The following is a 13366-nucleotide window of genomic DNA, read 5'->3' as shown; positions in this document are numbered from 1 at the left end:
ATAAAGGTGGCGGGACGCAAGACGACTCCACGCATTTGGGACCAAAATGACCGGGACGAAAGTGGCGTATGCCTCAAGCCAGATGGTGTTGGTTTCATGACCAACAAGCGCCCCAACCTGCACGTCGAAGCGACGGGTAACGAGACGGTTGTGCGTTTGTCCGGTGCGCTTCTGACTGAACATCTTGCAGAGATGGAGAGACCTTTTTCACAGGTTTCGGCAAATACAGGCACGGTGCGGGTCGATCTTTCTGATCTCACGGCGATGGACACAGGCGGCGCCTGGATGGTCAAGCATTTGCGCGACAGACTAAGCCGTGCGGGAGCGGAGGTTGCCATTGATGGTGGTGCGCAGGATCAGCTGGCTCTTATTCGCACGGTTTCCGCTGCGGCTCCGGATGAAGAGGTGCAAGACGCCGCCGCGCATTCAGCCTGGGCCTGGCTGGAGGAGTGGGGCAAGTCTTTGGTCGGGGGCTATCACAATGCGCTCTCATTGATCAGTTTCTTGGGGCAAACACTCGCGGCATTGACGCGCGAATTGTCTCGTCCGCACAAGTTGCGCTGGGCGTCGCTCGTGACCCATATGCAGGACACCGGATTCAACGCTGTGCCTATCATTGGGCTCATGGGTTTTCTGATCGGCGTGGTTCTGGCCTTTCAGGGGGCCACACAATTGCAGCGCTTTGGCGCGGAAGTCTTCGTTGTTGAATTGATCTCGATTTCCGTGCTCCGGGAACTGGGGATCCTGCTCACCGCGATCATTGTCGCTGGCCGGTCAGGATCGGCTTTCACGGCCTCGGTGGGATCCATGAAAGTGCAGCAGGAAATTGACGCGATGCAAACGCTTGGGCTTGATCCCGTGCGCGTGCTGGTGGTGCCGCGCGTTCTGGCACTCCTGATCATGCTGCCATTGCTGGGCTTTGTGGCCAATTTGTTTGGCCTCTTTGGCGGTGCTCTCATGAGCTGGATCAACCTTGGTGTCAGCCCGGGCATGTTTGTCACCCGGCTGTATGAGAACACGGATGTAAGCCACCTTTTAGTCGGCATGGTCAAAGCCCCGTTTTTTGCGCTGGTGATCGGCGTTGTGGCCTGTTGGCAGGCCTTTCAAGTGAAAAGCAGTTCTACCAGCGTTGGGCAACGGACCACCTCAAGCGTGGTGCAGAGCATCTTTCTGGTGATCGCTTTGGATGCTCTGTTTTCGATCTTCTTCGCGGAGCTGGGCATATGAACGTGGTGGAGACACAACCCGCAAGCGCTGTCGCAGAAGAGCGTGAAGCGGTCATCAAGGTGCGCGGCTTGCGCAATCAGTTTGGCAAGCAGGTGGTGCATGACAATCTGGATCTGGATGTCTGGCGAGGTGAAGTGCTGGGTATCGTTGGTGGGTCCGGCACCGGTAAATCCGTGCTGCTGCGCACGATTGTCGGGCTGAACCGTCCGGCGGCTGGCCGCATCGAGGTGCTTGGCACTGATGTGCTGCACGCCCCGGAAGCCGAGCGCCGCAAGGTTGAAACCCGCTGGGGTGTCGCCTTTCAGGACGGGGCGCTGTTTTCCAGTCTCACGGTTCTTCAAAACGTTATGGCCCCGATGCGCGAGCATCTCAAACTCTCCCAAAACCTGATGAAAGATCTTGGCGCGCTGAAGATCGGGCTTGTAGGGCTGCCGCATTTTGCATGTGAGAAGCTGCCAAGCGAACTGTCAGGCGGGATGCGCAAGAGGGCCGCTTTGGCGCGGGCTTTGGCACTTGATCCGCAGATCGTGTTCTTGGATGAACCGACGGCGGGTCTCGATCCGATCGGCGCGGCCGCCTACGACGATTTGATTGGGGAATTGCAGCGCGCGCTTGGTATCACCGTGTTTATGGTGACCCACGATCTGGACAGCCTTTATGCCATCTGTGACCGGATTGCCGTATTGGCAGAGAAGCGCGTGCTGGTAGAAGGGCCGATTGAGACCATGACAGATGTCGATCATCCCTGGGTTCAGGAATATTTTACGGGACCACGCGCGCGTGCGGCGCAGGTCAAAGGCAGTAGGAGTTAAGGGCAGATGGAGACACGGGCAAACTACCTCCTGATTGGGGTGTTCGCGCTGGTCGGTTTGATCGGCTCTTTCCTGTTTGTGTTCTGGCTCGCCAAAGTCGATCTGGAGCGGCAGTACGCATATTATGACGTTCTTTTTGAAAATGTGTCGGGCCTCGGGATGGCGGGCGGCGTCCGCTATAATGGCTTGCCGGTTGGGCAGGTTGTGATGTTGGAGCTCGACGACGAAGATCCCTCGCGGGTGCGCGTGCGCATTGAAGTTGGCGCGGACACCCCCGTGAAGACCGACACGATTGCGAAGCTTCAGGGCCAGGGCGTGACCGGTGTGAGCTTTGTGGCGCTTTCCGGCGGCACTCCCGAGGCGCAGGCCTTGCCTCAGTTTGGCGAAATTCCAACGGAAGCAAGTGCCTTGCAATCCGTTGTAGAAAGCGCGCCAGAGCTTATGGGGAAGGCCATTGAGCTTCTGGAGCGGCTGCAATCGGTCGTGAGTGACGAAAACACAGAGGCCGTGACATCGCTGCTTGAGAACCTCTCAAGCGCGTCAGGGCGGCTTGATCGCACGCTATCTGAATTTGAAACCCTTTCGACGGATGTAGGAAGCGCGGCGCGTGAGATTGCGGCGTTCACTGGTCGACTTGAGCAACTTTCCGACACGGCAGAGGAAACCTTGGAAGAGGCTACAACAACGCTTGGCAGCATTCGCGTGGCCGCTGATCGTACCGAAGGCACATTGCGCAACGCAGAAAGCGCTTTTGGCACGGCGGATGCGCTGATGAAGGATCAGTTGAGTGATTTCATCAGCCGCGGTGCGGACGCCGCCGCCGCCCTCGAAGGCGTTGTGACGGTGCTTGAGCCTTCCGCGCTGGCCACGCTGCAATCAGCACGCAATCTGGTTGAAGAACGCCTGCCTGCACTGGTGCAGCAGGTGCAGGACACCGCCTCAGTACTCGAAACACAGGTGGCTCAGGTGGGGCAAGACGCTTCAAACCTGATGAGCCGCTACGAAGAAGTGGGCAGCAGCATCAAGGCACGGGTCGATCAATCTGAAAGCGCGATTGCGGCTTTTGAGACAGCGACCAACACAGCAACGGATACGCTGAATTCTGTGCGTGTGACCTCAGATACCGCCAACGAGGTGCTGAGCACAGATATCAAACCGCTTGCCAATGAGGCGACGGAAACGCTCAGTTCGGTGCGTTCACTGGCTGACACCAAGCTGCCGCCCCTGTTGGATCAGGCCAATGAGACATTGGTTGTGATTGAAACCGGCGTGTCTTCGATTTCCACAGAAGGCGCTCTGTTGATTGCCGAGGCCACAGCGCGCCTTGCTCAGGCGCAGTCCACTTTGGCCAATCTGGATGAGGCGCTGGATCTGTCTGATGAAATGCTGCGCTCGGTTGATGCAACCGCAGACAGCGTCACAACTTTGGTTGAAGGGGACGGGGCAGCCTTTGTCGCCGAGGCGCGCGCGGCGGCGACCAGTGCGCGTGATGCGCTCGACACCATTCGAACAACTGTGGACACAGAACTCCCTGATCTCGTTGCCGATATCAGCGCGGCGGCAAAATCTGCCAACACGATGATTGGCAACATTGACGCGCTTGCGGTGGGGGCCGCCGGTGATCTCGATACATTGTCGGAGCAGGGCAGTGCGGCGCTGCTTGCGGCCACAGACACATTTGCGCGCTCCAATGTGACACTCGCCGCAATCACTGAAGCGATGGAAACAGCAGATGACACGCTGGGGACCGCCCGGGAGACATTCACCGGTGTGAACCGCATTCTGGATGAAGAGATCTCTGGCATTCTCACAGATATCAGCGGCGCTGTTTCCGCTGTGTCCGGCACGGTCAACGGCGTGACGGATGACATTGACCGCGCTGCAGATGAGGTGCTTGCCGCCTCGCAATCCGCCTCGGCCCTATTGGGTCGCCTTGACGGCATCGTTGCGCAAAACGAGCGTCAGGTGACGGAGTTCTTCCGCATCGGTCTGCCGCAGGCCACCCGTTTCGTGGAAGAAGCGCGGTTTCTCATAAACAACATGGACCGGTTGGTTGAGCTGATCAGGCGTGATCCAGCTCGGTTCCTTCTGGGCACTCAAGGATCGGAGTTTCGTCGATGATGCGACTGGTATGGGCAGGCATGATGCTGGGCGCGGTGGCGCTTTCTGGGTGCACAGGGATTGAGACCCTCAATCGTGCGACGACGCCAACAGATCTTTATACGCTAACCCCCAAAAGCACTTTTGCTTCCGGGCTTCCGCGTATTCGCCAGCAAATCGTGGTGGAAGAGCCGACAGCTTCGTCTGCGGTGAACACCGATCAGATTGCGGTACAGCCGACACCTTATCAGATCGAATATCTGCCCCGTGCCCGCTGGGTCGACCGCGCGCCGGTGATTGTGCAGAACCTGCTGGTGGAAAGCTATGAGAACAGTGGCAAAGTCCGCTCGGTTGGCCGTTCAAGCGTTGGCTTGCGTCCGGACTATGTGATTGTAACCGACCTGCGTGAGTTTCAGGCGCGACTCCCGGTCGTCGAAATTGAAGGCACCGAAGCCCTCAAGATCGATGTGCGTCTTAACCTGAAAATCGTGGACTCGTTTAATAACCAGATCATCGACTCAAAGTCGTTTGAAGCTGTGGTGCAGACAGCGAGCGATGAGATCGAAGATGTTATTCTGGCGTTTGACACAGCCCTCGGGCGCACAATGCGCAATTCCGTGGAGTGGAGCGTCCGTTCGATTTACAGCCACGCGCAAAAGAACCCGCGACCCGCGTTGCAATAAGCAAACGCTCAAAGAAAAAGGCGCCAGATGAGGCGCCTTTTGTTTTGGTTATGAAAGCCCGCGATCAGAGGCTGGCGTCCAGGGCCGCGAGCAGGGCGTCGCCCATCTCGGAGGTGGAGACCGGTGTCTCACCTTCGGACTGCATCAGGTCTGCAGTGCGCACGCCGTCTGCCAGCACTTTCTCAACAGCCGCTTCCAGACGATCTGCTTCGGCACCTTCATTGAAGGAATAGCGCAGCGCCATCGCGAAGGAGAGCACACAGGCGCAGGGGTTCGCTTTGCCTTGGCCTGCGATGTCCGGTGCGGAGCCGTGTACCGGCTCATAGAGCGCTTTCGGGCGACCATTGGCCATCGGTGCGCCAAGGGACGCAGATGGCAGCATACCCAGAGAGCCGGTCAGCATCGCCGCACAGTCAGACAGGATGTCGCCAAACAGGTTGTCGGTGTAGATCACATCAAACTGTTTGGGTGCGCGCACCAGCTGCATCGCGCCGTTGTCGGCATACATGTGGGAAAGTTCTACCTCTGGGTAGTCTTTGGCAACTTCGTTCACCACTTCGCGCCACAGAATGCCGCTTTCCATCACATTGGCTTTTTCCATGGAACACAGATGCTTGTCGCGCACCATCGCAAGTTCAAACGCTGCGCGCGCGCCACGCTCGATTTCGCTTTCGGTGTAACGCTGGGTGTTGATGCCCACACGTTCGTTGCCTTCTTCAAAGATGCCACGTGGCTCGCCGAAGTATACGCCGCCGGTCAGCTCGCGCACGATCATGATGTCCAGGCCGGACACGATGTCGGTCTTCAACGAGGAGAAGTCTGCCAGCGCGTCAAAGCACTGTGCCGGACGCAGGTTGGCAAAAAGGTCCATCTCTTTGCGCAGACGCAGCAGGCCGCGCTCCGGCTTTACGGAGAAATCCAGATCGTCGTATTTCGGGCCGCCCACAGCACCCAGTAGAACCGCGTCTACCTCTTGGGCTTTCGCCATGGTGTCGTCATGCAGCGGCACACCGTGTTTGTCGTATGCTGCGCCGCCCACGAGGTCTTCGCTCACGTCAAATTTCAGACCGCGCTTGTCGCCAAACCAGCCGATAACGCGCTGAACTTCGGTCATGACTTCGGGGCCGATGCCGTCGCCGGCGAGGATGAGAAGCGAAGGGTTGCTCATGGGTGTCGTCCTTGATCCTTTGGGTTCGCTACGGGTTAGCGAGACAGGCGCAAAAGATCAAGAAACAAGGGGCTTGAATGCGCTGGAATGCTTGAGAAACCGATCAATATCGAATGTCGGCCCAAACGATATGGTGACGGCTGGCCGGTGTGGTCTTGTGTTCCAGAAGCGCAGCGTCCGGATCAGGCGGTTTGGGCCAGAACACACCTGCACGCTCCACTGTGATGTTTGCCGAGGGTAGGAGGTAGTCGACCCGCAGGTCTCCTGGCGTCGGCTCCTTCCAGTCAACGGTGGGTCCAGCATCTGAGAGCGGGTCTTGCAGTCGGGGATCCGCAAGCAAGTCTGCAATCACATGACGCCGTCCCTCTCCGGAGTGCGGATCAAGATTTGCGCCGCCCATGATGACGAAAGGGCGCTCGGGGGCGGGGCCGAGCTTTCCATCCAGCAGATGGTGCCACAGTCGGATTTCATCGGCATTGCGCCGCCCATTTCGATCTTCCGGCCCATCAAAGACTGGTGGTCCGGAGGCAAAGAGCATCAGCGCGAGCGTGCCGTTTGGCGGTGTCACCTGCAGTGACCAGTGACCGACGGTCGAAAGCCGTTGGATTGCCTGAGCCTCCTGCGAAGGAAACGGGCTATCGTCCACTCTTGGCAGTTGTGCCTCTGGCAAATCACGCCACAAAAGTCCGCTGAAATCTCGCACCTCTCCAAAGGGCCAGCGCGCGAGGACTGCCATTCCTGATGCCCCCTGAAACAGTCCAAACCCCTGTGCGTCCTCTGCATCGTGCAGATAGCCGTCGCCGTTCATGTCCAACCCCGTGGGTATGCCGGTGTTTGGCTTTAGTGCAAAGAGGTGGGGATAGCTCAAGCCCGCCTCGGAAAAGCGATCGTGCAGCGCCTTCAATCCCAGCAGGTCAGCGTCATAATCCACACCTTGCAGGAACAGGATATCTGGTGCGATGTGTGCGACCACTTGGGTGATCGCCTGCGTTTGATCGTCGTTGCGCTGAATGTCACGCAGCATGAGGCCGGGGCCTTTGCGCGAAAGCTCCACGTCATAGGTCGCAACACGGATGGTTTCTCCCCAGACAGGCGTGCACAACAGGCCAATTGCCCAAAGTGTTTGGATCAGGCGGTGGAGGAAACCTGAGACTGCTGCGCGTGCGCGCTGCGAGATGCCGCATAAGCGCGACGTCGGTTCTCGTTGATCAAAGTCGCAACACGGGTCATGGCCATGCCGCGCATGATCATGCTGGCGGGTACAAATGCCCATGCGCTGATTGTCCAGATCATTGTCTTTGGGTCGCTCAGATAGATCGGGTCAATCAAATCCGACATCATCTGAATGATCGCCGGAATTAAGAATGGCATAAGAAACCCTAACGCAATGTTAAGACGGCCATCGCGTTGCAAACGGGGCATCACATCTCCGCCCGCTGTCGGGTCGAACAGTGGCAGATTGACCCAGACATTGAATGCGCCATTGCGTGCGGGCCATCCCAGAATGCGCAGATAGAAGAAGAACACCACCAAAGTGATCAGCGAGATCAGGTAAGACAGGCCTGACGCAGTGCGGACCTGATGCACCAATTCCGCTGAGGCATTGTTTGGTAGCATGATCACCATCAGACGCACTGGCGAATATGGGAAATCAATCGCGTCGCCGACAATGATCCCAAGAGCGTGCAGAAAGGCGGTGAATGCGTTGGGGGCGACTTCGCCACGGGCAATCACAGAGAGTGCAAAAACCGTGAAGAAGATCGCCAGGAAACGGAGCCTGTTAAATGGCGGTGCATAGCGAAACTCAATGATGGAGGGCGCGCTAGATACATATTCGATGAACACAAGGCAGCCAGAAAACAACGCAAAGAGCATCATGATCTGAACTGCGTCAGAGCTGATCGATGGTAAGATTATCGCTGGCAAAGCAAACAGCAACGCAACCAAGCCTGCGCGTGTGCCCGCTCCTATTATTCTGCCTATCACTGCCGTAGTACCCTTCAACCGGACGCCGCGATACATTGCCGCGAACTTATCCCGTCTTTATCCGCACTTAATGGCGGTTTGCCCCATTTCCGCCACAATTTGACGCCGGAATTTGGCGCGGCTCAAGGATTTGTTTGAGAAATGATTAAGATTGGGCGGTGCTCAGGGCCATGTGATGCCCGAATGCATCAATAACGGCCTTAAAAGGCGGTGTTTTGGCGCAGTTCGTCGGATAGGCCACTCTGGCGTCGGATAACGCACTGAGAATCAACAGAGATATTTTCGTGCGGGAGGGATTGCCACAATTGTGCCGCAATTGCGGATTGCGCTATCAGCTTTGGCGAGAGCCGCCTTAGTCGTTCAATCAACCTATGAGATGCTTGGGTTCTTCAGTTGCCAAAACGCGCACTCTTCGTGGCGTTGTCTGGCGGGGGCCCAGACGCGTTCAACGCCAACGGGCTCCATGCCAAGTTTCTCAAGAAGTCTGAGGGAGGCGTGGTTTTTCACCTGCGCGCCCGTGCGCATTGTTTCCAGCCCGAGAGTGTCAAACCCGAAGTCCAGCGCGCCGCATGACACTTCAAAGGCATAACCTTGGCGGTGGTAGGCTTCGCCAATCCAATAGCCAAATTCCCCGAACTTGGCGCCCGTCGTTTGAGAGGCGTTGGAAAGGTCGATCTTGAGCCAGCCAATAAGCGCGCGGGTTTCCTTATCGACCACGACAGACGCAAAAGTGCTGCCTGACTTTGCGGCCTCAATGTAGCCCTTCAGAAGCGCACGCACGTCCTCAGCGGTGAGTGGTGTTGGCCATGCGGCCACCCACTGGCTGATCGAGGGTGTCATTAGCTGCGCAAGAGTGGCAGCGTCCGCCAGCTCGCAACTGCGGATCAGCAAACGTTCGGTTTCAAATGACCGGTTGGTCAGATCCATCACATCCCTCAAGAAAAAAGCGCCGCCCGGGTGGGGCAGCGCCTGAAGTGCGTCAGCGAAGGGTTAGACCCAAGGGCGCTCCGCCCCGGCTTTGGCCTCATATGCGTCGATAGAGGCTTCTTTCTCCATGGTCAGACCAATGTCATCCAGACCATTGAGCAGGCAGTGCTTTTTGAACGCATCCACCTCGAATTTGATCACGTCGCCATCCGAGGTTGTGATTTCCTGCGCTTCCAGATCCACGGTCATGCGGGCGTTTTCACCCTTCTCCGCATCGGCCATCAATACGTCCACCTGCTCTTGTGGCAGAACGATCGGCAGCATGCCGTTCTTGAAGCTGTTGTTGAAGAAGATGTCAGCAAAGGAGGTGGACACAATCACCTTGATGCCGAAATCGTCCAGCGCCCAAGGCGCGTGTTCACGCGAAGAGCCGCAGCCAAAGTTGTCACCCGCGATCAGGATTTGCGCGCTGCGGTACTGTGGTTTGTTCAGCACGAAATCTGGGATTTCTGTGCCGTCGCGGTTGTAGCGCATCTCATCAAAGAGGTTCTTGCCAAAGCCCGTGCGTTCGATGGACTTCAGGAAGACCTTGGGGATGATCATGTCTGTGTCGATGTTCACCAGCGGCATAGGCGCGGCGATACCGGAGAAAGTTTCGAACTTTTTCATTCTATCGTCCTTTCAGAGCGATTCAAAAACGAGAACACCCAACGGTCGCGCCGACCATCGGGTGTTCGATAGAGATATTAGCTTTGACAGCTTGCGTTACGCAATCACGGTCGCGGTGATGGCCCACAGGCCCATCAGGCTGGCAAAAGCTAAGATAGTCGGCAATACAACACGGATCATTTTCAGTCTCCTTTCCTGCGCAAAGCGGGGTGCTCTGCGCGGTGCGCGCCGCGACATTCTGCCGCGGCTTCAACTGAGATGGGGGCACGGACAGCCCTGAGAAAGGGGCCGTGCCTACACAGTTGGTCACCATAGGATCAAAGGATGTGAACATGACGTTGCGTGTTGCCTGGTTGAAGAAACTGGGTTGTTGCCTCCCATAGCCCTGACGCGCGGCTACCAAAGCAGCGCCCGACAGGCCTATGAGAGGATCCGCCTTACATCAGTTCCCGGATGTCCGTCAGCTTGCCGGTGATCGCAGCCGCAGCAGCCATGGCAGGCGACACAAGGTGTGTGCGGCCTTTGTAGCCCTGGCGGCCTTCGAAATTCCGGTTGGACGTCGAGGCGCAGCGTTCGTTTTCCGACAGCTGGTCAGGGTTCATCGCCAGACACATGGAGCAGCCCGCAAGACGCCATTCAAAGCCGGCGTCCTTGAAGATGTCTGCAAGACCTTCTTCTTCCGCCTGCGCCCGAACAAGACCGGAGCCCGGAACGATCATCGCCCGCATGCCCTCTTTGATCTTCTTGCCTTTGACCACTTCCGCCACGGCGCGCATGTCTTCGATACGACCGTTGGTGCAGGAGCCGATGAAGACTGTGTCGATCTCGATGTCGGTCAGCTTCTGGCCAGGGGTCAGCCCCATGTACTCGATGGAGCGGCGTGCCGCTTCAATCTTGCCGCCTTCAAAGTCTTCAGGTGCCGGGACAACACCGGTGATTGGCAGAACATCCTCAGGGCTGGTGCCCCAGGTGACAACCGGCTGGATGTCTTCGCCCTTTAGGGTGACGACCTTGTCAAAATGCGCACCTTCATCGGTGTAAAGCGTGCGCCAATAGGCCTCGGCCTGCTCCCATGCTGCGCCTTTTGGCGCGTGCGGACGGCCTTTGCAGTAATCAAAGGTGGTCTGGTCAGGTGCGATCAGGCCAGCACGTGCGCCGCCTTCAATCGCCATGTTGCAGACGGTCATCCGGCCTTCCATGGACAGCGACTGGATCGCCTCCCCACAGTATTCGATCACATAGCCGGTGCCACCGCCGGTGCCGGTGGCGCCGATGATGGCCAGCGTCACGTCCTTGGCGGTCACGCCCGGGTTCAGCTTGCCGGTGATTTCCACCTTCATGTTCTTGGACTTTTTCTGGATCAGCGTCTGGGTGGCCAGAACGTGCTCCACCTCGGAAGTACCGATACCATGGGCCAGCGATCCAAATGCGCCGTGGGTCGCGGTGTGGCTGTCGCCGCAAACCACGGTCATGCCCGGCAGGGTCCAGCCGTTTTCCGGGCCAACGATGTGCACGATGCCCTGACGCACGTCAGACACCGGATAGTAATGCACACCAAATTCCTTGGCGTTCTTGTCGAGCGCGGCCACCTGAATGCGGCTTTCCTCGGTCATCTGCTCCGGGTTTTCACGGCCCTTGGTGGTTGGCACGTTGTGATCCGGCACAGCGATGGTTTTCTCCGGTGCACGCACTTTGCGGCCGGTCATGCGCAAGCCCTCAAAGGCCTGCGGGCTGGTCACTTCGTGAACGAGGTGACGGTCAATATAAAGCAAGCTGGTGCCGTCTTCGGCTTCGTGTGCCACATGGGCATCCCAGATCTTGTCATAAAGCGTTTTGGGGGACATGGGTCCTCTCCATTCTGATTGTGTAGCTGAAACTTTGGCTGTCAAACAGGCGCGCAAACGCACGCCGCACTTTCATAGGGCGGCGATGACGGATTTGGATTGACCAAAGAAACGCCAAGGTAAAAAGGCGCGGTCGTCGATGTCATAGATGCGTTTCATGTCACCCATCTATACCTGCCAAAAGATTCCTTCAAGCAGAAGCCGCCCAAGGATGCACTGTGCAGTCTGCGCGTTGCTGCAAGCGGTTTGGCGTGCAAGACTGGTTTTATGGAAGAAGAGACCATCTCAGGCCCGACTGACAGCGCAGCGCCTTCCGAATTGGATCGCATCGCGGCAGCAGATCGCGCTGTGCACCACCCCGAAACCATCAGCCAAAGCGACGACGCAGCTGAAACCACGGAAATTGCCCTGGGCATCTGGGATCAGGTGGTGGCTTTTGCCGAAACCCTGTCGCGGCCATGGGCAGCCTATCAGGTGTTGATCGCCTTGATCTTGATGGTGATCGCAGCGGCTTTGGCGATGATCTTCAAGCCCAGATTCTACGACTGGCTCAAGACGCGCGAAGGTTGGCCCAAATGGCGTTATCGCTACGCCATGATGGTGCATCGCCGTATGGCGCTGATCTTCTTCACCATTTTGATCTGGTTCACGGTTTGGGTGATGCGCGCGGTGACATGGCCAAGCCGGTCTTATCTCTTGGTCGAGCTCGCCAATCTGGCGCTTGCCTTCTTGTTTGTTGTGGTGGTTTTGCGGGTTGTGCAAAACACCACACTGCGGGCGGTGTTGCGATATGGCGCTTGGATCTGGGTGACGCTCATCCTCACGGGCCTGCGCGATGACGCGGTTGATTTGATGGACAGCATGTCGCTGACCTTTGGCGAAACCCGCGTGTCTCTTTGGATGATGGCGCAGGCGATTCTGATGTTGGCCGCAACATTTGTGCTGGCCCGCCTTGCGGCGCGTCAGGTGGATAGCCGGCTGAGCCGCAGCGAAGATATCTCCCCCTCCATGCGCGTGCTCTTTGGCAAGCTATTGCAGGTCTTTCTTTATACTGCGGCCTTCTTTGTTGGGCTGAGAATCATCGGCTTTGATCTGCGCGGCCTTGCCTTTCTCACCGGGTTTGTCGGTGTTGGTCTGGGTTTTGGCTTGCAGAAAGTGGTGTCCAATCTCGTCTCAGGCCTCATCATCCTGATGGACAAATCCATCAAGCCCGGCGATGTGATCTCGCTGGGGGAAACCTTCGGTTGGATCAACTCCCTCGGCGCGCGCTATGTGAGTGTGGTCACCCGCGATGGACGAGAATTTCTCATTCCCAACGAGGATTTGATCACCAATCAGGTGGTGAACTGGTCCCATTCTGACACCTTTGTGCGGCTCGATATCTATTTTGGCACCGCCTATGACGATGATCCACATCTGGTGCGCAAAGTGGCGGTGGAGGCAGCCAAATCCGTGGAGCGCGTGCTGACCTATCCCAACACCCCGGTGTGCCACATCGTGGGTTTTGGCGACAGCAGTGTGGATTACATTCTGCGGTTTTGGATCAAGGACCCCACCGGCGGGCTGACCAATATTCGCGGCAATGTCTATCTCGCGCTCTGGGATGCCTTCAAGGAGCACGGCATTTCGCTTCCTTTCCCACAGCGTGAGGTGCGACTGTTGGAAGATAGTGCGGCAAATGGGGATCTCGCCAATCCAGCTTCTCATTCTTAAAGTAGCCCGGGGGAAGCTTGCGCAACGCGTAAGCTGGGGGCTGGCCCCCTCTCTCTGACCCATTTTCTTCGAAATCTTCCCGAAACCGCAGCGTTTCTGCGCCAATTGGTCCATGCGCGCCAAATCCTGCTTGCCTTTCGTTGAGAATGAGTCCAACCGGTGCTATCTTGAATTTACGCCCGGCACCGGGGCTTTGCGGTGCGTTGCAAGGAGGGCAGACTTCTGTCTTTGAACACT

General features: G+C 57.4%; 11 protein-coding genes. 5 read left to right on the top strand and 6 right to left on the bottom strand.

Translation table 11 applies throughout. From position 1 onward, the window contains the following. Positions 1-96 precede the first annotated feature (96 nt). From ACO07T_RS09925 to ACO07T_RS09910, 4 genes are read left to right on the top strand one after another with little or no spacing between them, the layout of a single operon-like run. Positions 97-1227: an ABC transporter permease gene (locus ACO07T_RS09925; RefSeq protein ID WP_422049259.1), complete on the top strand. Its 1131-nt coding sequence runs from the start codon at positions 97-99 to the stop codon at positions 1225-1227. Beyond that, on the top strand, positions 1224-2039 hold the full coding sequence (locus ACO07T_RS09920; protein ID WP_422049258.1) for an ABC transporter ATP-binding protein: 816 nt from the start codon (positions 1224-1226) through the stop codon (positions 2037-2039). Before ACO07T_RS09925 ends, ACO07T_RS09920 begins: the two co-directional genes overlap by 4 nt. Positions 2040-2045: 6 nt before the next feature. Beyond that, entirely contained in the window at positions 2046-4160 is a 2115-nt protein-coding gene (locus ACO07T_RS09915; protein WP_422049257.1) for an MlaD family protein, read from the top strand. Continuing rightward, a complete protein-coding gene (locus ACO07T_RS09910) occupies positions 4157-4822 on the top strand; it encodes an ABC-type transport auxiliary lipoprotein family protein (RefSeq protein WP_209076663.1) in 666 nt (221 codons plus the stop codon). The genes ACO07T_RS09915 and ACO07T_RS09910 overlap by 4 nt, the downstream gene beginning before the upstream one ends. A 64-nt stretch (positions 4823-4886) precedes the next feature. Here the strand turns inward: ACO07T_RS09910 and leuB are convergent, their stop codons facing one another. The 6 genes from leuB to leuC all read right to left on the bottom strand — a co-directional run bounded on the left by leuB (position 4887) and on the right by leuC (position 11416). After that, positions 4887-5990, bottom strand: a complete 1104-nt coding sequence (gene leuB, locus ACO07T_RS09905) for a 3-isopropylmalate dehydrogenase (protein ID WP_422049256.1) — start codon at positions 5988-5990, stop codon at positions 4887-4889. A 103-nt stretch (positions 5991-6093) separates the two neighbouring features. Then, positions 6094-7092 (bottom strand): endonuclease/exonuclease/phosphatase family protein, encoded by a 999-nt coding sequence (locus ACO07T_RS09900; protein ID WP_422049255.1) that lies wholly within the window; start codon positions 7090-7092, stop codon positions 6094-6096. Positions 7093-7118: 26 nt separating this feature from the next. Then, positions 7119-7868, bottom strand: a complete 750-nt coding sequence (locus ACO07T_RS09895) for a hypothetical protein (protein ID WP_348539448.1) — start codon at positions 7866-7868, stop codon at positions 7119-7121. A gap of 477 nt (positions 7869-8345) precedes the next feature. Continuing rightward, positions 8346-8903 (bottom strand): GNAT family N-acetyltransferase, encoded by a 558-nt coding sequence (locus ACO07T_RS09890; RefSeq protein ID WP_422049254.1) that lies wholly within the window; start codon positions 8901-8903, stop codon positions 8346-8348. A gap of 63 nt (positions 8904-8966) precedes the next feature. Beyond that, positions 8967-9572, bottom strand: coding sequence for a 3-isopropylmalate dehydratase small subunit (gene leuD / locus ACO07T_RS09885; protein ID WP_209085421.1), 606 nt, complete (start codon positions 9570-9572; stop codon positions 8967-8969). Positions 9573-10009: 437 nt separating this feature from the next. Then, a complete protein-coding gene (leuC, locus tag ACO07T_RS09880) occupies positions 10010-11416 on the bottom strand; it encodes a 3-isopropylmalate dehydratase large subunit (RefSeq protein ID WP_209058636.1) in 1407 nt (468 codons plus the stop codon). 267 nt (positions 11417-11683) lie between these two features. Between leuC and ACO07T_RS09875 the strand changes: the two genes are divergently transcribed. After that, entirely contained in the window at positions 11684-13129 is a 1446-nt protein-coding gene (locus tag ACO07T_RS09875) for a mechanosensitive ion channel family protein (protein WP_422049253.1), read from the top strand. Positions 13130-13366: the final 237 nt, after the last annotated feature.

It is taken from the genome of Shimia sp. (genome assembly GCF_965227725.1).
GTDB lineage: Bacteria > Pseudomonadota > Alphaproteobacteria > Rhodobacterales > Rhodobacteraceae > Shimia.
This window is presented reverse-complemented; position numbering and strand designations above follow the sequence as displayed.